The sequence below is a fragment of the Pseudomonas sp. Pc102 genome, assembly GCF_018408275.1.
GTDB classification, from domain to species: domain Bacteria; phylum Pseudomonadota; class Gammaproteobacteria; order Pseudomonadales; family Pseudomonadaceae; genus Metapseudomonas; species Metapseudomonas tohonis.
The window spans coordinates 3,246,710-3,268,599 of sequence record NZ_AP021905.1 but is presented as its reverse complement, the minus strand read 5'-3'; the positions used below and the strand labels follow the sequence as shown (position 1 = coordinate 3,268,599).

The 21,890-nt window shown below is 67.9% G+C and carries 14 protein-coding genes; 7 read left to right on the top strand and 7 right to left on the bottom strand.

What is annotated here, in order from left to right; genetic code table 11:
* Positions 1–703: 703 nt before the first annotated feature.
* The 3 genes from glgB to PHLH3_RS15105 are packed head-to-tail and all read right to left on the bottom strand — an operon-like array spanning position 704 to position 8,242.
* Complete coding sequence (glgB, locus tag PHLH3_RS15115) at positions 704–2,905, bottom strand: 1,4-alpha-glucan branching protein GlgB (protein ID WP_213630289.1); 2,202 nt, start codon at positions 2,903–2,905, stop codon at positions 704–706.
* Positions 2,902–6,222, bottom strand: coding sequence for a maltose alpha-D-glucosyltransferase (treS, locus tag PHLH3_RS15110; RefSeq protein WP_213630287.1), 3,321 nt, complete (start codon positions 6,220–6,222; stop codon positions 2,902–2,904). The genes glgB and treS overlap by 4 nt, the downstream gene beginning before the upstream one ends.
* Before the next feature lie 10 nt (positions 6,223–6,232).
* Positions 6,233–8,242, bottom strand: a complete 2,010-nt coding sequence (locus PHLH3_RS15105) for an alpha-1,4-glucan--maltose-1-phosphate maltosyltransferase (RefSeq protein WP_213630285.1) — start codon at positions 8,240–8,242, stop codon at positions 6,233–6,235.
* A 212-nt stretch (positions 8,243–8,454) separates the two neighbouring features.
* Here PHLH3_RS15105 and PHLH3_RS15100 point away from each other — a divergent pair, with 212 nt between their 5' ends.
* From PHLH3_RS15100 to PHLH3_RS15075, 6 genes are all read left to right on the top strand, one after another.
* Positions 8,455–9,975, top strand: coding sequence for a sigma-54-dependent transcriptional regulator (locus PHLH3_RS15100; RefSeq protein WP_213630284.1), 1,521 nt, complete (start codon positions 8,455–8,457; stop codon positions 9,973–9,975).
* Between the two features lie 520 nt (positions 9,976–10,495).
* Complete coding sequence (gcvH, locus tag PHLH3_RS15095) at positions 10,496–10,870, top strand: glycine cleavage system protein GcvH (protein ID WP_173179622.1); 375 nt, start codon at positions 10,496–10,498, stop codon at positions 10,868–10,870.
* A gap of 11 nt (positions 10,871–10,881) precedes the next feature.
* Positions 10,882–13,746 carry an aminomethyl-transferring glycine dehydrogenase gene (gene gcvP / locus PHLH3_RS15090; protein ID WP_213630282.1) on the top strand — a complete coding sequence of 955 codons (2,865 nt, stop codon included), beginning with the start codon at positions 10,882–10,884 and terminating at the stop codon, positions 13,744–13,746.
* Positions 13,747–13,926: 180 nt separating this feature from the next.
* Entirely contained in the window at positions 13,927–15,303 is a 1,377-nt protein-coding gene (locus PHLH3_RS15085; protein ID WP_213630280.1) for an L-serine ammonia-lyase, read from the top strand.
* A 100-nt stretch (positions 15,304–15,403) separates the two neighbouring features.
* A complete protein-coding gene (gene gcvT / locus PHLH3_RS15080; RefSeq protein ID WP_213630278.1) occupies positions 15,404–16,519 on the top strand; it encodes a glycine cleavage system aminomethyltransferase GcvT in 1,116 nt (371 codons plus the stop codon).
* Positions 16,520–17,117: 598 nt separating this feature from the next.
* Positions 17,118–17,672 carry a hypothetical protein gene (locus tag PHLH3_RS15075; RefSeq protein ID WP_111262645.1) on the top strand — a complete coding sequence of 185 codons (555 nt, stop codon included), beginning with the start codon at positions 17,118–17,120 and terminating at the stop codon, positions 17,670–17,672.
* 346 nt (positions 17,673–18,018) lie between these two features.
* On the opposite strand, the gene feaR is transcribed toward PHLH3_RS15075, so the two are convergent.
* From feaR to PHLH3_RS15055, 4 genes are all read right to left on the bottom strand, one after another.
* Positions 18,019–18,933 (bottom strand): transcriptional regulator FeaR, encoded by a 915-nt coding sequence (gene feaR / locus PHLH3_RS15070; RefSeq protein WP_173179630.1) that lies wholly within the window; start codon positions 18,931–18,933, stop codon positions 18,019–18,021.
* Positions 18,934–19,090: 157 nt separating this feature from the next.
* On the bottom strand, positions 19,091–20,014 hold the full coding sequence (gene paaX, locus PHLH3_RS15065; RefSeq protein WP_043247187.1) for a phenylacetic acid degradation operon negative regulatory protein PaaX: 924 nt from the start codon (positions 20,012–20,014) through the stop codon (positions 19,091–19,093).
* A 67-nt stretch (positions 20,015–20,081) separates the two neighbouring features.
* Positions 20,082–20,678, bottom strand: coding sequence for a phenylacetic acid degradation protein PaaY (gene paaY / locus PHLH3_RS15060; RefSeq protein ID WP_213630276.1), 597 nt, complete (start codon positions 20,676–20,678; stop codon positions 20,082–20,084).
* Between the two features lie 108 nt (positions 20,679–20,786).
* Positions 20,787–20,930 (bottom strand): hypothetical protein, encoded by a 144-nt coding sequence (locus PHLH3_RS15055; RefSeq protein ID WP_213630274.1) that lies wholly within the window; start codon positions 20,928–20,930, stop codon positions 20,787–20,789.
* Positions 20,931–21,096: 166 nt separating this feature from the next.
* Here PHLH3_RS15055 and paaF point away from each other — a divergent pair, with 166 nt between their 5' ends.
* The gene (gene paaF, locus PHLH3_RS15050) at positions 21,097–21,870 is read left to right on the top strand and encodes a 2,3-dehydroadipyl-CoA hydratase PaaF (protein WP_213630272.1); all 774 of its coding nucleotides are present in this window, start codon (positions 21,097–21,099) and stop codon (positions 21,868–21,870) included.
* Positions 21,871–21,890 lie beyond the last annotated feature (20 nt).

Sequence of the window (21,890 nt, the reverse complement as noted above, 5' to 3'; positions counted from 1 at the left end):
GAAACCTTGTGCCGGCTGCGGGTCTTTCGCGGCTGAAGCCGCTCCCACAAAATTGGAGCCGTCCTGGCACGGATGCAGGTTGGGTTGAGGCACGAAGCCCAACGCAGCAGAGCCGGCCCCGCACCGGTGGGCCTCGCTGCGCTCGGCGCCAACCTACGGCCTGCAGCCGGGCTACCGCCCCTTGTGGGAGCGAATTCATTCGCGATGGGATGTCCGGCCGCGCGAAACCTTGTGCCGGCCGTGGGTCTTTCGCGGCTGAAGCCGCTCCCACAAAATTGGAGCCGTCCTGGCACGGATGCAGGTTGGGTTGAGGCACGAAGCCCAACGCAGCAGAGCCGGCCCCGCACCGGTGGGCCTCGCTGCGCTCGGCGCCAACCTACGGCCTGCAGCCGGGCTACCGCCCCTTGTAGGAGCGAATTCATTCGCGATGGGATGTCCGGCCGCGCGAAACCTTGTGCCGGCCGTGGGTCTTTCGCGGCTGAAGCCGCTCCCACAACTTGGAGCCGTCCTGGCGCGGATGCAGGTTGGGTTGAGGCACGAAGCCCAACGCAGTGTGTAGGGTGGATGGCGCTTCACCCATCCACCATCGCGGCCCGGCGAAACACCGCTGGTGGAGGTGAAAAGCGACCTCCACCCTACGCAAACCTCGCCCTTGCGCCCGGCCCGACCTCTCACCGTTGGGCCTCGCCTTGCTCACGCCAACCTAGGTCGAGGTGGGCTTGAGGATCAACGCGCCCAGCGGCGGGAGGTCGAGCACCAGGGAGTGGGGCTGGCCGTGGCTGGCCTCGTCCTCGGCGTGCGCTTCGGCGAGGGTGCCGGCGTTGCTGCCGGCGTACCCTTCGGCATCGCTGTTGAGCAGCACCTGCCAGGTGCCGGGCAGCGGTACGCCGATGCGGTAGCCCGAGCGCGGCACGGGGGTGAAGTTGTGCACCACCAGCAGGGGCGCGCCGTCCTGGCCCTTGCGCAGCCAGGCGTAGACGCTGTTTGCCTTGTCATCGCCGATCAGCCACTGGAAGCCTTCGGCGACGCCGTCCAGCTGGTGCAGCGCAGGCTCGGCGCGGTACAGGGCGTTGAGGTCGCGCAGCAGGGTCTGCACGCCCTGGTGCTCGCCGTAGCGCAGCAGGTACCAGTCCAGTTCGCTGTCATGGCTCCACTCGCGCCACTGGCCGAACTCGCAGCCCATGAACAGCAGCTTCTTGCCCGGATGGCTCCACATGAAGCTGAAGTAGAGGCGCAGGTTGGCGAACTTCTGCCAGCGGTCGCCGGGCATCTTGTCCAGCAGCGAGCGCTTGCCGTGCACCACCTCGTCATGGGAGATGGGCAGGATGAAGTGCTCGGAGAAGGCGTAGAGCAGGCCGAAGGTCAGCTGGTGGTGGTGATGGCTGCGGTTGACCGGGTCTTCGCTGGCGTACTTCAGGCTGTCGTGCATCCAGCCCATGTTCCATTTGTAGGCGAAGCCCAGGCCGCCCTCGCGGGTGGGCCGGCTGACGCCGGGCCAGGCGGTGGACTCCTCGGCTATCACCAGCGCGCCCGGCGCCTCGGTGGCGACCACGTCGTTGAGATGGCGCAGGAAGTCGATGGCCTCCAGGTTCTCGCGCCCACCGTGGCGGTTGGGGATCCACTCGCCGTCCTTGCGCGAGTAGTCGCGGTAGAGCATCGAGGCCACGGCGTCCACGCGCAGCCCGTCGATGTGGTAGGCGCGCAGCCAGTGCAGCGCGGAGGCCAGCATGAAGCCGTGCACCTCGGTGCGGCCGAGGTTGTAGATGTAGGTGTCCCAGTCCTGGTGGAAGCCCTCGAAGGGGTGTTCGTACTCGTACAGCGCGGTGCCGTCGAAGCGGCCCAGGCCGTGGGCGTCGGTGGGGAAATGCGCCGGCACCCAGTCGAGGATGACGCCGATGCCGGCGCGGTGGCAGGCGTCGATGAAGGCGGCGAAGTCGCGCGGGCTGCCGTAGCGCGAGGTGGGCGCGAACTGCGACAGCGGCTGGTAGCCCCAGGAACCGCCGAAGGGGTGCTCCATGATCGGCAGCAGCTCGATATGGCTGAAGCCCAGCTCCTGCACGTAGGGAATCAGCTGTTCGGCCAGCTCGTGCCAGTTGAGCACGCGGCCGTCGTTGCCACCCTCCTTGCGCCAGGAGCCGACGTGCACTTCGTAGATCGACAGCGGGCGGTCATGGGCCTGGCCGCGCTGGCGGCCGTCCATCCAGTCCTGGTCCTGCCAGTGGAAGTCCAGCGGCGCGCTGACCACCGAGCCGGTGGCCGGCGGCAGCTCGGTGGCCAGGGCCACCGGGTCGGCCTTGAGCGGCAGCAGGCCGTGCTGGCCGAGCAGCTCGTACTTGTACACCTCGCCCGCCTGCAGGCGGGGCACGAACAGCTCCCAGACCCCCGCCGGGTGGCGCAGGCGCATGGGGTGGCGGCGCCCGTCCCAGCCGTTGAACGCGCCCACCACGGAGACGCGCCGGGCATTGGGCGCCCACAGGGCGAAACGCACGCCGGGCACGCCCTCGTGCTCGGTGAGCTGGGCGCCGAAGACCTTGCCCAGTTCGCGATGGTTGCCCTCGGCGAACAGGTAGAGGTCGGTCTCGCCCAGCAGCGGGCCGAAGGCGTAGGGGTCTTCGGTTTCCTGCACGCCTTCGCTCCAGTGGATGCGCAGGCGGTAGCGCTGCAGCTGCGCGGGCCGGGCGATGAACAGGCCCGGCGTGGCGGCCTGTTCGAAGGGGCACAGGGTCTGGCCGCTGTCGCCATCCAGCAGCTCGACGCCCAGGGCGCCCGGCAGGTAGGCCCGGACCACCGGGCCCTGGTCGTCATGGTGCGGGCCGAGGAAGGCGAAGGGGTCGCCGTGCTCGGCACGCACCAGTGCCTCGATCTGGGCGCGGTCGGCGCCCTGCTCCATCGTCACATCATTCATTTCTTGCTCCCCAGGAGATGGCGGCCCAGTTCCACCAGCCCCAGCATCGGCACATCCAGCCAATCGGGGCGGTAGCGGGCTTCGTAAAGGATTTCGTAGGCGGCCTTCTCGATGCTGAACAGCGCCAGGGCGGCGACCTCGCCGTCACGCTCGTGCCAGGCGTGCGGCAGGTTGGCGGCGGCCAGCCGATAGGCGTCAAGGAAGGCCGTGCGGGCCTGGCTGCGGTAGGCGCTGGCGATGCGCTGGCGGGCCGCCTCGGCCTCGCTGGAGGCATCGGCGCCCTGGGCGTTGCGCAGGGCCATGGCGGCGGCGTAGTCGAAGGAGCGCAGCATGCCGGCCACGTCCTTCAGCGGGCTGTGGTGGGCGCGGCGCTCGTCCAGGCTGCGGGTCGGCTCGCCTTCGAAGTCGATGATGAAGGCATCGCCCTGGGCCACCAGTACCTGCCCCAGGTGCAGGTCGCCGTGCACGCGGATGCGGATGCCGCCGGCGCTGCGCAGGGCCAGCTTGTCGACCACCTCCAGCAGCCCGGCCTGGTGGCTGCCCAGCCAGTCGGCCAGCGCCCGGGCGGAGTCGGAAAGGCCTTCGCGGGATTCGGCCACCCGCTCCAGTGCCTCGCGCAGCTGCACGCCGACGCTGTGGGCCCAGGCGCCGGTTTGCGCCGTGTCGCTGCCCCGGTAGCCGAAGTCGGGGTTGTCGCTGGGGCGGGCGAGCACCTCGTGCATCTCGCCGAGACGGCGGCCGAGCATGCGGGCGAAGGCCTCCAGTTCCACCAGCGCGGTGTACTGGCTCTCCAGCCCGGACACGCCACCGGCCAGCTCGTCACGCACGGCGCGTTCCAGGGTGTTCTGCGTCCATTGCCAGGCGTCGCCCTGGTTGCTGAGGAAGGCCTGCAGCACCATCAGCGTGTGCGGGGTGCCCGCTTCGTCGACCCGGCGCACCTCGCCCAGCAACGGCGGGATGTTGGCGAAGCCCTGCTCGGTGAGGTAGCCGCCCATCTCGGTTTCCGGGTGGATGCCGGGCAGCACCCGGCGCACCAGCTTGAGCACCATGCTCTCGCCGATCACCGCCGAGCTGTTGGACTGCTCGGCGGAGACGAGGTTGACGTCGCCGTCCAGGGCGCCGATGAAGTCCACCAGGCGCGAGGTCGGGGCGAACTGCAGCTCGCTGCCCTGCCAGCGCAGCACCTGGCCGCGACTCAGCTGGCGCACCACCTGGCGGACGAAGCCCGGCAGGGTGAAGGCGTCGGTGAGCAGGCCGACCTGGCGCCCCCGGCGCAGGCGCGCCAGGGCCAGTTGCTCGGGCACGGCGCTGCCCGCCTGGTGTTCGGCGACGAAAGCCAGCGGCAACTGGTAGTGCTCGCGGCGCTCGCCGTCGCGGCTTTCCACCTCGGCCAGCACGCAGAGCTCGTCCGCCTCGCCGAAGGGCACGGCATAGAGCAGGCGCACCTCGCCCGCGCCGTCGCCGGAGAACCAGCGGCGCTTGGGCAGGTAGGCCGGCAGGGATTCCCGCGCCAGGGTGCCGCCGGCAGCGCCGCGCAGCAGCTCCTGCAGGTCGTGCTTGATGACCAGGGTGGGCAGCTCGGGCAGCCGGTCCACGGGGGGTACGTGCCAGGTGGGCATTTGCGCCTCGTCTGCGAGCAGAAACCAGTAGAAGCCGTACGGCGGCAGGGTCAGCAGGTAGTTGAGCTGGCCGATCGGCGGGAATGGCGAGCCACCGACCATCTCGACCGGCACCTTGCCGTCGTAGGCGGAGAGCTCGAGTTCGGCGGCCTGGGCGGCGCGGGACAGGTTGGCCACGCAGAGGACGATCTCGTGGCGGCCGTCGGGCCCGGTGTACTCGCGCAGGTAGGCGAGGATGCGGCGGTTGGCCGGTGACAGCATCTTCAGGCTGCCGCGCCCGAAGGCCTTCTGCTGCTTGCGCACGGCGAGCATGCGCCGTGTCCAGTTGAGCAGCGAGTGCGGATCGCGCGCCTGGGCCTCGACGTTGATGGTCTGGAAGCCGTAGAGCGGGTCCATGATCGGCGGCAGCACCAGGCTCGCGGGGTCGGCGCGGGAGAAGCCGCCGTTGCGGTCGATGGACCACTGCATGGGCGTGCGCACGCCGTCGCGGTCGCCGAGGAAGATGTTGTCGCCCATGCCGATCTCGTCGCCGTAGTAGAGGGTCGGCGTGCCGGGCATGGACAGCAGCAGGCTGTTGAGCAGCTCGATGCGCCGGCGGTCGCGCTCCACCAGGGGCGCCAGGCGCCGGCGGATCCCCAGGTTGATGCGCGCGCGGCGGTCGGCGGCGTAGTAGTCCCAGAGGTAGTCGCGCTCCTGGTCGGTGACCATTTCCAGGGTCAGCTCATCGTGGTTGCGCAGGAAGATGGCCCACTGGCAGTTGGCGGGGATGTCCGGGGTCTGCCGCAGGATGTCGGTGATGGGGAACCGGTCTTCCTGGGCGATGGCCATGTACATGCGCGGCATCAGCGGGAAGTGGAAGGCCATGTGGCATTCGTCGCCCTCGCCGCTCTCGTTGCCGCCGAAATACAGCTGGGTGTCCTCGGGCCACTGGTTGGCCTCGGCCAGGAGCATGCGGTCGGGGTACTTGGCGTCCAGTTCGGCGCGGATGCGCTTGAGCACCTGGTGGGTCTCGGGGAGGTTCTCGTTGTGGGTGCCGTCGCGCTCGATCAGGTACGGGATGGCGTCCAGGCGCAGGCCGTCGACGCCCAGGTCGAGCCAGAAGCGCATCACGGCGAGCACTTCGCGCATCACCTGGGGGTTGTCGAAGTTGAGGTCGGGCTGGTGGGAGTAGAAGCGGTGCCAGAAGTACTGCCCGGCCACCGGGTCCCAGGTCCAGTTGGACTTCTCGGTGTCGAGGAAGATGATCCGCGTGCCCTGGTAGTGCTGGTCGGTGTCGGACCAGACGTAGTAGTCCCGCGCCCGGGAGCCCTTCTTCGCCTCGCGGGCGCGCTTGAACCAGGGGTGCTGGTCGGAGGTGTGGTTGATGACCAGCTCGGTGATCACCCGCAGGCCGCGGCGGTGGGCTTCGGCTATGAAGCGGCGGGCGTCGGCCATGCTGCCGTAGTCGGGGTGCACGCCGCGGTATTCGGCGATGTCGTAGCCGTCGTCGCGCCGTGGCGAGGGGTAGAACGGCAGCAGCCAGATGGTGTTCACGCCCAGCTCGGCGATGTAGTCGAGCTTGTCGATCAGGCCGGGGAAGTCGCCGATGCCGTCGTTGTTGGAGTCGAAGAACGACTTCACGTGCACCTGGTAGATCACCGCGTCCTTGTACCAGAGCGGGTCGTTGAGGAAGGCGGCGGGCCGCTGTCTCTTCGCCATGGCTCTGCCCTCAGGTCGCGGCGCGGATGCGCCAGATGCCGAAGGGCTGGTGCCAGGGCTCGATGCGCATCCACTGGGTCTTGCCGTGCCAGGTCCAGGTGTGGCCGTTCATCAGGTCCTCGCCGTGGGTGGCGGCGTCCTCGGGCAGGCCCAGTTCCCACAGCGGCAGCTCGAAGTGCGCCTCCTGGGCGTTGTGCGGGTCGAGGCTGATGGCGATGAGGATGAAGTTGGAGCGGTCGGCGGTGCGCTTGCCGAAGTACAGGATGTTGTCGTTCCAGGCGTTGTAGACCTGCAGCCCCAGGTGGGTCTGCAACGCCGGGTTGGCGCGGCGGATGCGGTTGAGCTGGGCGATCTCGCTGACGATGTTGCCGGGCGCCCGGTAGTCGCGCTGGCGCAGCTGGTACTTCTCCGAATCCAGGTACTCCTCCTTGCCCGGCACCGGTGCCGACTCGCAGATCTCGAAGCCCGAGTACATGCCCCAGAGGCCGGAACCCATGGTCGCCAGGGCGGCGCGGATGAGGAAGGCGGCGCGGCCCTGGCCGTGCAGCGGGAAGGGGTTGATGTCCGGCGTGTTGACGAAGAAGTTCGGCCGGTAGCAGTCGCACAGGGGCGGCTGGTTGAGCTCGGTGAAGTACTGGGCGAGCTCCTCCTTGGTGTTGCGCCAGGTGAAGTAGGTGTAGCTCTGGGTGAAGCCGACCTTGCCCAGGCGCGCCATGACCGCCGGCCGGGTGAAGGCCTCGGCGAGGAAGATCACCTCGGGATGGGCGGCGCGGATGTCGGCGATCAGCCATTCCCAGAACGGCAGCGGCTTTGTGTGCGGGTTGTCGACGCGGAACAGGGTCACGCCCTGCTCCACCCAGCCCTTGACCACGTCGCGCAGGGCCAGCCACAGGTCGGGCTGGGCATCCCGGGCGTAGAAGTCGACGTTGACGATGTCCTCGTACTTCTTCGGCGGGTTCTCGGCGTGGCGGATGCTGCCGTCGGGGCGCCAGCTGAACCAGCCGGGGTGCTGGGCCAGCCAGGGGTGGTCCGGGGAGCACTGGATGGCGAAGTCGAGGGCGATCTCCAGGCCGTGCTCGCGGGCGGCCTGGACCAGGGCCTGGAAGTCCTCGCGGCTGCCCAGTTGCGGGTGGATGGCCTCGTGGCCGCCCTCGGCGCTGCCGATGGCGTAGGGGCTGCCGGGGTCGTCCGGGCCGGCCTTGAGGGAGTTGTTCGGCCCCTTGCGGTGGGTACGGCCGATGGGGTGGATGGGTGGGAAGTAGAGCACGTCGAAGCCCATGGCCTGGATGTCCGGCAGCCGCGCGATGACGTCGCGGAAGGTGCCGTGGCGCTTGCCGTCGTTGGCCGTCGAGCGCGGGAACAGTTCGTACCAGCTGGCGAACTCGGCCCGCTTGCGTTCCACGTCCAGCGGGTACAGCGGGCTGCGCACACGGTGGGGATGGGCCTCGACCCGGGTCACGGCGGCCACGGTCCCGGGCGCCAGCAGCAGGGCCACGCGCTCGTCGATGGACGGGGTCTCCTCCAGGCGCGTGAGCAGCGCCTGCAGCTCGTCCACCAGGGCCGCCGGGGCCTGTTCCAGGGCCTGGCGCAGCAACAGCTCGCCTTCCTGCAGCTCCAGCTTGATGGGCACGCCGGCGCCGTGCTTCTTCGACAGCTCGTAGCAGTAGCTGCCGTAGAGGTCCCACCAGGCTTCCACGGCGAACACCATGCGGCCTACGCGCGGCGGCACGAAGCTGGCCTGCCAGTGGTCGTTGCCGAGGAACTCCAGGGGCACGCGCTGCCACTCGGGGTCCTCGACCAGGCGCCAGAGCACCTGGCCGGCGAGCTTGTCGTGGCCATCGGCGAAGATCACCGCCGTGACGGTGCGGGCCTCGCCCTCGATGGCCTTGGCGGCGAAGCGGCCGCCCTCCAGCTGGGGCTCGACGGACTCGATGGCGATACGCGGGAAGGCCAGGGCCTCATCCAGTTGCAGCGCCCCGGAAAGGCGCGCGGCGGACTCGGCTGGGGTGTTCAGGGACATCGGTCTGGCTCCTTCTGACCGGCGCATGGAGGCCGGCTGGGGCCGCGCCGGGTTGCGGAAGTGGTGTGCTAGTTCCGAACCCCCTCGCGGGGCAAAGTTCGAACTTTCTCCGGGGCCACCGGCGGCCGGTTCCGCTGCACGGCACAAGCCATGGCCCCGCACCACCCCGAGCGGGCATAATCTGCGGCTTTCATCCAGCGGCTCCGCCTTCCATGCGCATTCACGTCACCTTCATCGATCGCGTCGGCATCACCCAGGAAGTCCTCGCCCTGCTGGGCGGGCGCAACCTCAACCTGGACGCGGTGGAGATGGTCCCGCCGAACGTCTACATCGACGCGCCCACCCTCAGCGCCGAGGTGCTGGACGAGCTGCGCGGCGCGCTGCACAAGGTGCATGGCGTGCAGGAGGTGACGGTGGTGGACATCCTCCCCGGCCAGCGCCACCGGCTGCAGCTGGATGCACTGCTGGCGGCCATGACCGACCCGGTGCTGGCGGTGGACCGGGACGGCCGCGTGCTGCTGGCCAACCCGGCGCTGCTGGCCCTGCATGGCGGTGAACTGGAAGGCGCGACGCTGGCCCAGCTGTTCGCCGACGACAGCCTGCACAACGTGCTGCGCGAGCAGGGTTTCCGCCTGCCGCTGCGCGAGGTGACGCTCAAGGGCCAGGCGCTGATGCTCGACGCCGTGCCCATCACCGAAGGCGAGCACCTGGCCGGTGCGCTGCTCACCCTTTACCTGCCCAATCGCATCGGCGAGCGCCTCTCGGCCCTGCACCACGATCACGCCGAAGGCTTCGACGCGCTGCTGGGCGACTCCCAGCCCATCCGCACCCTCAAGGCCCGCGCCCTGCGCGTGGCGGCCCTGGACGCGCCGTTGCTGATCAACGGCGAGACCGGCACCGGCAAGGAGCTGGTGGCGCGGGCCTGCCACGCCGTCAGCGCGCGGCACAACCAGCCGTTCCTGGCGCTGAACTGCGCGGCATTGCCGGAGAACCTCGCCGAAAGCGAGCTGTTCGGCTATGCCCCGGGCGCCTTCACCGGCGCCCAGCGCGGCGGCAAGCCGGGGCTGCTGGAGCTGGCCAACCAGGGCACGGTGTTCCTCGACGAGATCGGCGAGATGTCGCCCTACCTGCAGGCCAAGCTGCTGCGCTTTCTCAGCGATGGCTGCTTCCGCCGGGTGGGCGGCGATCGCGAGGTGAAGGTGGACGTGCGCATCCTCAGCGCCACCCACCGCGACCTGGAGAAGATGGTGGCCGAGGGCAGCTTCCGCGAGGACCTGTTCTACCGACTCAACGTGCTCAACCTGGACGTGCCGCCGCTGCGCGAACGGGGGCAGGACATCCTCCTGCTGGCACGCTTCTTCATGCAGCAGGCCTGCACCCAGATCCAGCGCCCGCCCTGCCGCCTGGCGCCGGGCACCTATCCGGCGCTGCTGGGTAACCGCTGGCCCGGCAACGTGCGCCAGTTGCAGAACGTGATCTTCCGCGCCGCGGCGATCTGCGAGAGCAGCATCGTCGAGATAGGCGACCTGGACATCGCCGGCACCGCCGTCGCCCGCCAGAACGACGGCGAGGTGAACAGCCTGGAAGAGGCCGTGGAGAACTTCGAGCGCGCGCTGCTGGAAAAGCTCTTCACCCGCTACCCCTCCACGCGCCAGCTGGCGGCACGGCTGCAGACCTCGCACACCGCCATCGCCCACCGCTTGCGCAAGTACGGGATACCCGGCAAAAGCTGATGTAACACCTCAATATATTTCCATATCCAACTGTTTTAATTGATTATTTTAAAAGGAGTCGCCACGTAGGATGGGTAGAGCGAAGCGAAACCCATGCTGGCTCCCGGCACCTTCTCGATGGGTTTCGCTTCGCTCTACGCCATCCTACGGCTTAAAACCTCATATTTTTCTACAAAACAATCCTAATTTATTGATTTATATGGATTTTAATTCATGACAACCTTGACCTGTAGCGAATTCACTACAGCGTAACGACTCCGTAACATCCGGCCCCGCACCCCGCCGTTCCTGACACGCCCCCTGCGCCCCGTGGAAAACCCTCATTTTCTGTAGCGTTTTCGCTACACCCATCTTCGTGCAAGACCTCTCGAATCACCTCCAACCCCTTGTTTTATCTGGCCATGACCATCCTGGCACCACCCTTGCTAACTAGCCGACCAGACAGCACGGGACGTCGTTCCGTGCGGGGGTCCATAGAGCGCCCGGCAAAGAACCGGGCCAAAGCATCGAGGAGTTCCGAATGAGCGAGTTGCGTTTCACCGCCGAACACGAATGGCTGCGCCTGGAGGCCGATGGCCAGGTGACCGTGGGCATCACCGAGTACGCCCAGGAGGCGCTGGGTGACGTGGTCTTCGTTCAGCTGCCGGAGCTCCAGGCCTATGCGCAGGGCGCGGAAGTCGCGGTGCTGGAATCGGTCAAGGCCGCCAGCAACATCGTCATGCCGCTGGACGGCGACGTGCTCGAAATCAACGAAACCCTCAACGACAGCCCCGAACTGGTCAACGAAGACCCGCTCGGCAAGGGCTGGTTCTTCCGCATGCGCCTGGCCGACAACGCCGTGCTGGCCGACCTGATGGACCGCGCCGCGTACGAAGCCCTGATCAAGAACGCCTGAGGAGCCCGACCATGCCCACCCAGACCAACGCCCTCGGCACCGCCAATGAATTCATCGCCCGCCACATCGGCCCGCGCGACGCCGATACCCAGGCCATGCTCGACCTGCTCGGCTACGCCGATCTGGAAGCCCTGAGCACCAGCGTCATCCCGGACAGCATCAAGGGCACCAGCGTGCTCGACATGGGCCCGGGCCAGAGCGAGGCCGACGCCCTCGCCGCGATCAAGGCCATCGCCGGCAAGAACCAGCTGTTCACCAACTACATCGGCCAGGGCTACTACGGCACCCACACGCCCTCGCCGATCCTGCGCAACCTGCTGGAAAACCCCGCCTGGTACACCGCCTACACCCCGTACCAGCCGGAAATCTCCCAGGGCCGCCTGGAATCGCTGCTGAACTTCCAGACCCTGATCAGCGACCTCACCGGCCTGCCGATCTCCAATGCCTCGCTGCTCGACGAAGGCACTGCCGCCGCCGAGGCCATGACCTTCTGCAAGCGCCTGTCGAAGAACAAGGCCGGCAACGCCTTCTTCGCCTCCCGCCACTGCCACCCGCAGACCCTCGACGTGCTGCGCACCCGCGCCGAGCCGCTGGGCATCGAAGTGGTAGTAGGTGACGAGCGCGAGCTGACCGACGCCAGCCCCTACTTCGGCGCGCTGCTGCAATACCCGGCCAGCAATGGCGACCTGTTCGACAACGCCGAGCTGGTGGAGCGCTTCCACGCCGCCGGCGCCCTGGTGGCCGTGGCCGCCGACCTGCTGGCCCTGACCCTGCTCAAGGCCCCGGGCGAGTTCGGTGCCGACGTGGCCCTGGGCAGCGCCCAGCGCTTCGGCGTGCCGCTGGGCTTCGGCGGTCCGCACGCGGCCTACTTCGCCACCCGCGACGCCTTCAAGCGCGACATGCCGGGCCGCCTCGTCGGCGTCTCCATCGACCGCCACGGCAAGCCGGCCCTGCGCCTGGCCATGCAGACCCGCGAGCAGCACATCCGCCGCGAGAAGGCCACCAGCAACATCTGCACCGCGCAGGTGCTGCTGGCCAACATCGCCAGCATGTATGCCGTGTACCACGGCCCGCAGGGGCTGACCCGCATCGCCAAGCGCGTGCACCAGCTCACCGCCATCCTCGCCCAGGGCCTGGCCAAGTTGGGCGTCACCGTCGAGCAGCAGAGCTTCTTCGATACCCTGACCCTGGCCACCGGCGCGCGCACCGCCGAGCTGCACGCCAAGGCCCGCGAGCACCGCATCAACCTGCGCGTGGTCGACGACCAGCGCCTGGGCCTCTCCCTCGACGAGACCACCACCCAGGCCAGCGTCGAAGCGCTGTGGGCGATCTTCGCCGACGGCCAGGCACTGCCCGCCTTCGCCGAGCTGGCCGCGACCATCCCCAGCCGCCTGCCCACCGCGCTGCTGCGCGAGTCGGCGATCCTCGCCCACCCGGTATTCAACCGCTACCACTCCGAAACCGAGCTGATGCGCTACATGCGCAAGCTGGCCGACAAGGACCTGGCGCTGGACCGCAGCATGATCCCGCTGGGCTCCTGCACCATGAAGCTGAACGCCGCCAGCGAGATGATCCCGGTCACCTGGGCCGAGTTCGGCAACCTGCACCCCTTCGCCCCGGCCGAGCAGTCCGAGGGCTACCAGCAGCTGACCACCGAGCTGGAAGCCATGCTCTGCGCCGCCACCGGCTATGACGCCGTGTCGCTGCAGCCCAACGCCGGCTCCCAGGGCGAGTACGCCGGCCTGCTGGCCATCCGCGCCTACCACCTGAGCCGTGGCGACGACCAGCGCGACATCTGCCTGATCCCGCAATCGGCCCACGGCACCAACCCGGCGACCGCCAACATGGTCGGCATGCGCGTGGTCGTGACCGCCTGCGACGCCCGCGGCAACGTCGACATCGCCGACCTCAAGGCCAAGGCCGAGGAACACCGCGACCGCCTCGCCGCGATCATGATCACCTACCCCTCCACCCACGGCGTGTTCGAGGAAGGCATCCGCGAAATCTGCGAGATCATCCACGCCAACGGCGGCCAGGTGTACATCGACGGCGCCAACATGAACGCCATGGTCGGCCTCTGCGCCCCGGGCCAGTTCGGCGGCGACGTGTCCCACCTGAACCTGCACAAGACCTTCTGCATCCCCCACGGGGGCGGCGGCCCGGGCGTCGGCCCGATCGGCGTCAAGGCCCACCTGGCGCCCTTCCTGCCCGGCCACGGCCATCTGGCGCGCAAGGAAGGCGCGGTCAGCGCCGCGCCCTTCGGCAGCGCCAGCATCCTGCCGATCACCTGGATGTACATCCGCATGATGGGTGGCGCCGGCCTGCGTCGCGCCTCGCAGATGGCGATCCTCAACGCCAACTACATCGCCCGTCGCCTGGAAGAGCACTACCCGGTGCTCTACACCGGCACCAACGGCCTGGTGGCCCACGAGTGCATCCTCGACCTGCGCCCGCTCAAGGACAGCAGCGGCATCAGCGTCGACGACGTGGCCAAGCGCCTGATCGACTTCGGCTTCCACGCCCCCACCATGTCCTTCCCGGTGGCCGGCACGCTGATGATCGAGCCGACCGAGAGCGAGTCCAAGGAAGAGCTGGACCGCTTCTGCGACGCCATGATCCGCATCCGCAACGAGATCCGCGCGGTGGAGACCGGCGCCCTGGACGCCAACGACAACCCGCTGAAGAACGCCCCGCACACCGCGGCGGAGCTGGTCGGCGAGTGGACCCACCCCTACAGCCGCGAACAGGCCGTGTACCCGACCGCCAGCCTGGTGGACGGCAAGTACTGGCCGCCGGTGGGCCGTGTCGACAACGTCTTCGGCGACCGCAACCTGGTCTGCGCCTGCCCGTCCATCGAGGCGTACCAGGACGCCTGACCGACCCAGCGGGTTCCCGCCTGCGCGGGAATGACGATGCACGGGGCGCCTTGCGGGTGCCCTGTCACTCCCGCGAACGCGGGGCCCACCGAACGACCGTCGGGCCGCGAGGCCCGATATCCCCCAGTGTCTACGCTGACCCAATAACAACGAGCACGATCCAGGCTCAGGAGCGACACCATGTCCCTCAGCGTCTTCGACCTGTTCAAGATCGGCATCGGCCCTTCCAGCTCCCACACGGTCGGCCCGATGCGGGCGGCCGCGCGCTTCGTCGACGGCCTGCGCCGCGAAGGCCTGCTGGCCGCCACGGAAGTCCTGCGGGTGGAGCTCTACGGCTCCCTCGGCGCCACCGGCAAGGGCCACGGCAGCGACAAGGCCGTGCTGCTCGGCCTGGAAGGCGAACAGCCCGACACCGTGGATACCGAACACATCGACACCCGCCTGGCGCGCATGCGCAAGGACGGCGAGCTGCGCCTGGGTGGCGAGAAGGCCATCCGCTTCGTCGAGAAGGACCACCTGGCGATGATCCGCCGGCCCTTGCCCTACCACCCCAACGGCATGATCTTCCGCGCCTTCGATGCCGCCGGGCTGCAGCTGCGCTCGCGCGAGTACTACTCGGTGGGCGGCGGTTTCGTGGTGGACGAGGAAGCCGCCGGGCACGACCGCATCGTCGAGGACCAGACCCCGCTCGCCTACCCCTTCAAGACCGGCAAGGAACTGCTCGCCCACTGCGCCGCCAGCGGCCTCTCGATCAGCGCACTGATGCGCGAGAACGAAAAGGCCTGGCGCAGCCCCGAGGAGACCAGCGCCGGGCTGCAGCGCATCTGGCAGGTGATGCAGGACTGCGTGAAGGCCGGCTGCCGCAAGGAAGGCATCATGCCCGGCGGGCTCAAGGTCAAGCGCCGCGCCGCCGCCCTGTTCCGCCAGCTCAGCGAGCGCCCGGAGGCCGCCCTGCGCGACAGCCTGACGGTGCTCGACTGGGTCAACCTCTACGCCCTGGCGGTGAACGAGGAGAACGCCACCGGCGGGCGCGTGGTCACCGCGCCCACCAACGGCGCGGCCGGCATCGTCCCGGCGGTGCTGCACTACTACGCACGCTTCGTCCCCGGTGCCAATGACGAGGGCGTGGAGCGCTTCCTGCTCACCGCCGCCGCCATCGGCATCCTCTACAAGGAGAACGCCTCCATTTCCGGCGCCGAAGTGGGCTGCCAGGGCGAAGTCGGCGTGGCCTGCTCCATGGCCGCCGGCGCGCTGTGCGAAGTCATGGGCGGCAGCGTGCAACAGGTGGAGAACGCCGCCGAGATCGGCATGGAACACAACCTGGGGCTGACCTGCGACCCGGTCGGCGGCCTGGTCCAGGTGCCCTGCATCGAACGCAACGCCATGGGTTCGGTGAAGGCCATCAACGCCGCCCGCATGGCCCTGCGCGGCGACGGCCAGCACTTCATCTCCCTGGACAAGGTCATCCGCACCATGCGCCAGACCGGGGCCGACATGAAGAGCAAATACAAGGAAACCGCTCGCGGCGGCCTAGCCGTGAACATCATTGAATGTTGATCGACAGCAGCTTGAAGCTGAAAGCCGGAAGCCTGAAGACGGTTCTTGCTCTCGCTTCCAGCTTCTGGCTTCAAGCTTCCAGCTAACAGAAGGAATCCCCATGACCCTCGCCAAGACCCCGCTGCACAGCCTCCACCTCGAACTCGGAGCGAAAATGGTTCCCTTCGCCGGCTACGACATGCCGGTGCAGTACCCGCTGGGCGTGATGAAGGAGCACCTGCACACCCGTGAGCAGGCCGGGCTGTTCGATGTGTCCCACATGGGGCAGATCCGCCTGCGTGGCAGCGACGCCGCCAAGGCCCTGGAGACCCTGGTGCCGGTGGACATCATCGACCTGCCGGTGGGCCTGCAGCGCTACGCCGTGTTCACCGATGCCAACGGCGGCATCCTCGATGACCTGATGGTGGCGCGCCTGGGGGCGGACGAGCTGTTCCTGGTGGTCAACGCCGCCTGCAAGGACCAGGACCTGGCCCACCTGCGCGCGCACATCGGCGACCGTTGCGAGATCGAGCCGCTGTTCGAGGAACGCGCCCTGCTCGCCCTGCAGGGCCCGGCGGCAGTCACCGTGCTGGCACGCCTGGCGCCCGAGGTGGCGAAGATGACCTTCATGCAGTTCGGCAGCGCCCGCCTGCTGGGCGTCGAGTGCTACGTCAGCCGCTCCGGCTACACCGGCGAGGATGGCTACGAGATCTCCGTGCCCGCCGACAAGGCCGAGGCCCTGGCCCGCGCCCTGCTGGCCGAGCCGGAAGTCCAGGCCATCGGCCTCGGCGCCCGCGACTCGCTGCGCCTGGAGGCCGGCCTGTGCCTCTACGGCCACGACATGGACACCGCCACCACCCCCATCGACGCCAGCCTGGCCTGGGCCATCTCCAAGGTGCGCCGCGCCGATGGCGAGCGCGCCGGCGACTTCCCCGGTGCCGAGCGCATCTTCGCCCAGCAGCGCGAGGGCGTGGCCGCCAAGCGCGTCGGCCTGCTGCCCCAGGAACGCGTACCGGTGCGCGAAGGCGCCGAGATCGTCGACGCCGACGGCACCGTCATCGGCCGCGTCTCCAGCGGCGGCTTCGGCCCCACCCTGGGCGGCCCGGTGGCCATGGGCTACGTCAACGCCGCCCACGCCGCGCTCGACAGCGAGATCTGGGCCGTGGTGCGTGGCAAGCGCGTGGCGATGAAGGTCGCCAAGACCCCCTTCGTGCCGCAGCGCTACTACCGCGGCTGACCCTTTACCCTCGATGCCCCGCAGGCTCCCCCAGCCGAACGGGCCCTCAAGGCGACGGTGCGAACCGTCGCCTTTTCTTTTTCTCAGAACAGGGCCTGCCCCGGAATGCAGGATGGAGGTCGCTCCTTACCTCCACCGGCGATGCCTGGTGTCACAACCCAATCCCGGGCCGTGCCACACCGCCGTAGGTTGGCGCCGAGCGTAGCGAGGCCCAACGGTGGTCAATGGGAGGGTGCCAGGGCCATTCGCGAGCAGAGCTCCCTCCTACGGGTCTCGCTCCGAAGGACGATTCATGGCACGAATCCGCGTCGCCTGTGTGCTTCTTCGCGAATGAATTCGCTCCCACAAAAGCGGGCACAGGCGGGCCTCCGCAGGTCGCTCGATTCATCACACTCAAGATTACAAATCGCTCGCAACTCCTTGATTCATATAGAGTTGAAAAATATAGAATTTACTTTAACTTTTGCCTGCATGCGTTTGAAAGCAGGCGTTTCCGGCGCCGAAACCTTGCCGTAATACTTCTGGCATATCGCCGTCATCTCGCCGTCACACGACTCGGGCAGATTCGCGTCTCACCAATCCTGGGGAGGACCATGAAATGCCCTACAAGAAAACCCTGATCCAATCGCTGACCCTGGCCGCGCTGGCCATCGCCGTTTCCGCCTGCAGCACCCAGCCGGCCGCCCCGGCCAAGGTCGAGGCGCTGAACAACGAGGACTGGTATCAGATCCGGACCGAGAAGGAGCTGTTCGTCTTCGACGACTACGCCACCTATCGCGGCTTCATGCAGAACGGCACCGCCCCGCTGAAGAAAGCCACCGGCAAGAAGGACGGCTTCGACCGCGACATCACCCTGATCCTCAAGGCCGACGACCAGGGCAAGGAAGCCAAGACCAGCGCCCAGCGCTTCCTGGACGTCAGCCTGCCGCCGGCCCAGCCGTTCTACGGCGAGCTGCGTGACGAAGAAGGCATCATCTACGTGTTCAGCCGCTACGGCGACATGATGGACATGTACAAGATCGGCGAGCCCACCTTCAGCTACGTCGACATCGGCGGCGGCCCCGACGGCCAGCGCGTGGTCTACGTCCTGACCAAGGAAGAGCCCAAGCCGGAGAAGCTGATCGCCCAGTTCCGCCGCAACTACGGCATGTGATCCGCTAAGCACGGTCACCCGACGGCAGCGCCAAGGCGCTGCCGTTTTCATTTGCGCAGAAAATGCGCCGCTCTTGTGGGAGCGAATTCATTCGCGAAGAAACCCGGCACCCACCCGCCCGGGAACGCCCGTAGGGGCGAATTCATTCGCCCAAGGGCAACGGAGTTGCCCGCCATGCCGCCACCCGCACCGCCCTCTTGGCCACACCTGCACCTGCACCCGCATCCACGCCCGCATCACCGCCCGCAATCCAAACAGGAAACGGAGCGGATCGGGACCCTGTGGCAGCGCTGCGCGCTGCCTGGGCGAATGAATTCGCCCCTGCAGTCGCGCAGCCCAGGATCGTCTAGTGCTGATAGCGCTTGCGGTACTCGCCGGGAGAAACGCCGAAGCGCGCCTTGAAGGCGGTGGAGAAATAGCTGGAATCCGAGAAGCCCCAGGAATAGCCGAGGGCGGAAAGCTTCTGCTCGGCGCCGCCCAGGCGCAGGGACTCGGCGCAGAAGTCCAGGCGGCGGTTCTTGATGTATTGCGCCACCACCAGCCCCTTGCGCGAGAACATGCGGTACAGGCCGCGCACCGAAACCCCCACCTCGCGTGCCAGCAGCTCCGGGCACAGCTCCTCGGAACGGATGTGCGCATCGATGAAGTCCAGGGTCTTGCGGAACACCCGCTCATGCACGTCGCCCTCGGCATCGACGGCGCTGATGGCCGGGCGCAGCAGGCTGACCACCGCATCCAGGGTCGCCTCGCTCTCGTGCTGGCTGAGGCACTCGTGCTGGCTGGCCTCCAGCACCAGGCGATGGGTGAGCAGCGCGATCGGCGAGGTGGCGGCGATCTTCTGCGCGCAACGCACGCTGCCGTAGCGCAGGTTCTGCTCCACCAGGTGGCGCGGCAGGATCAACGACAGCTGCCGGGAATTGGCGCCGTAGGTGAAGTCGCTGGGCAGCGAGGAGTCGATCAGGGTGATGTCGCCGGGCGCCAGGCGCACGCGGTTGCCGCCCTGCTCCATGTTCGCCTCGCCCTGCAGCTGGAAGGCGGCGAAGAAATGCCGGCTGTCGCTCTGCGCCACCTCGTGCTCGGTGCGATAGAGCCGGGCCTGGGCGACATCGACGAAACTCAGCTTGATGGCGCCGGACTTGTATTCGCGGACCGCCCCGGAGAATTCATCCCCGAGGGTCTTGGCGCAGAAGCGTCCGCATACCTGGTTGATCCGCTGCAGCCATTCGTCGAAGCGGTCGGTTCTCAGTGCACGTGCAGTCATGGCCATGGAGCCTCTGGCTAGCTTTCTTATTGTTATTCAAGGCCGCATCGAGGCGACCTTCGTTCATTCTTCCTCCGTGCCATCCCGCAACCTGCGGTGCGGCCCGGCGGGACACGCCAAGCACTTCGCCCTCCGGGGCATTTCGAGACAGGGAGCCCTATTTAAGCCCGCCGAATCGCCGATAGAAACTTTCGCCGACATCCGGCAGGGGTCCGTCTGCGGTTTCCAGTGCGCCATTGAGCCACTCCTCGGCCTTGGCTTGCACCAGGCGATAGATATTGCGGCACAGCTGGCGCGCCGCACGCCCTTCCCAGTCGCCCGGCAGCAGCTCGTCGGGCAGCTGCGGGTCGCGCAGCAGCAATTTGCGGTACTCGTGTATCAGCAGGGTTCGTGCCAGGAAGCAGTCCTGCGGCTGCAGCGCCTCCTGTTCGCGCAGCGCCTGCCACAGCGGGCGGAACAGCTGGATGAATTCGCTGTAGTGCGCCGCCAGCTCGTCGATGTTCCAGCTCTCGCGAACCTGCATGCGCAGGGCCCTGGAGGCGAGTACATCCTGGGCGGTGGTCTCGAAGACGATGGTTTCCTCCAGGGCGTCGAGGTCCTGCAGGGTGGCGTTCACGTCCATGCGGTCGCAACGCGGGCAGGCCAGCACGATGGGAGAAATCGCACCAAAACCTTGCCACTCCAGCTCCTCGCGCACCTGTTTGCGCTTTTCCTGGGGCAGTTGCGAGAGCATCACCAGGCACCAGGAGCCGTCCCAGGCCGGCAGGCTGGAGCTGTACACCCGCTTGAAGGCCTTCTCGAAACGCCGCCGCCCGGTGCCGGTGAGGCTGTAGTAGCTGCGCCGGCCGACCTTCTCGGCGGTGAGCCAGCCTTCCTTGGTCAGGCGGAAGATCGAGGTGCGGATCAGCCGCTCATTGACGCCGATCGGCTCCAGCAGCTGGATCAGGCTGCCCAGCCACACGGTGCCGCCATGGGGCTCGATGGCATCGCCGTAGAGAGTGATGATCAGGGAGCTGGCGCGCAGCGGCGTCTGCTCCTGGAAACGGGTGATGAGGTGCTGCAGGGGAGCGAGGGACGTCATGGGCGAACCGGGCGCTGGAAAGTTGCCGAATATACCCGTCGCATCGGCGCGCTGACCACAGCCGCACTCATGCCGACTCCCCCTTCGGACGCAGGCCGTCGACGCGGTTGCGCGGGCGACCGGCCTCCACCGCCGCCAGCGGCTCGCAGGCCACCAGGCTGGCCATGCAGCGTCGCGCCAGCACCTGGTACTCCCGGGTGCCGCGCTGCTTCCAGGCCACTTCCTCGTCGCTGAGGCGGCGCTTCACCTCGGCCGGGGCGCCCATGACCAGGGACTGCTCCGGGCACGCGAAGCGCGCCTTGACGAAGGCCGCGGCGGAGACGAAGGAGCGCGCACCGATATGGGCGCCATCCATCACCACCGCATTCATGCCCACCAGGGCGTCCTCGCCGATGCGGCAGCCGTGCAGCACCGCGCCGTGGCCGATATGGCCATTGCGCTCCACCACCGTGTCGCTTTCCGGGAAGCCGTGCATCACGCAGGTGTCCTGGATGTTGGCGCCCTCCTCCAGGACGATCCGCCCGAAGTCGCCGCGCAGGCTGGCCAGCGGGCCCACATAGCAGTTGGGGCCGATGATCACGTCGCCGATCAGCACCGCCGACGGGTGCACGTAGGCGCTCGGGTCGACCACCGGAACCAGGCCGTCGAGGCTGTAGCAGGTCATGGCGCAACACCCCGCGCGATGGGTTGAAGCAGGAAAAGGTGGCTCATGGTCGATCCTCGCAAGCGGGTACCGCAACAAAAAGCGATGCGGCAGATGGCTCAACTTGTATCACATCATTTTTATCGGATAAAGCCAGCGATCGCGTATCGGTTGACGCAAAGCCACTGACTGCTGCCCAAAGCCCGCATGAATACTGGAAAACAACCGCACGCGCAGACGAAAGGCCAACACCTTCCACGCCAGGAAGCGCAAGAAGACACTCCATTAAAGACACACAAATACAATTCAATACTTATTGTTTTGTATCGCTTCATGCGTATACTCCGGCAAACGCCAGCCCGCCCCTCGGACGGATGCCTGGCAATCCAACAACAAATGCCGGCCCAGATGCCGTGCGTGCGCCGTGAGGGCCCCTTCCATGCCCCAGACTCTCGTCGTCCTGCCACCGGATAGAGGCGTGCGCCTCATCACCCTGCAACGCCCGGAAGCGCTCAACGCCCTGAACACCCAGCTGCTGGGCGAACTGGCACTGGAACTGGACGACGCCGAGCGCGACCCGCAGACCCGCGTGGTGGTGCTCACCGGCAGCCGCAAGGCCTTCGCCGCCGGCGCCGACATCAACGAGATGGCCGAGCGCGACCTGGTCGGCATCCTCGACGACCCGCGCCAGGCCCACTGGCAACGCATCGCCCGCTTCCCCAAACCCCTGATCGCCGCAGTCAACGGCTTCGCCCTGGGCGGCGGCTGCGAGCTGGCCATGCACGCCGACATCCTCATCGCCGGCGAGGACGCCCGCTTCGGCCAGCCGGAAATCAACCTCGGCATCATGCCGGGCGCCGGCGGCACCCAGCGCCTGCTGCGCGCCGTGGGCAAGTCCCTGGCCATGCAGATGGTGCTCAGCGGCGAGGCCATCGACGCCCGCCACGCCCAGCGCGCCGGCCTGGTGAGCGAAGTGACCCAGCCGGAATTCACCGTCGAGCGCGCCCTGGCCATCGCCCGCGTCATCGCCAGCAAGGCACCCCTCGCCTTGCGACTGGCCAAGGAGGCGCTGCTCAAGGCCGAAGACACCGACCTCGCCAGCGGCCTGCGCTTCGAGCGCCACGCCTTCACCCTGCTGGCCGGCACAGCCGACCGCGAAGAAGGCCTCGCCGCCTTCCGCGAGAAACGGCCCCCCGAATTCACCGGCCGCTGACCCGGCCGCCCACCACTCGA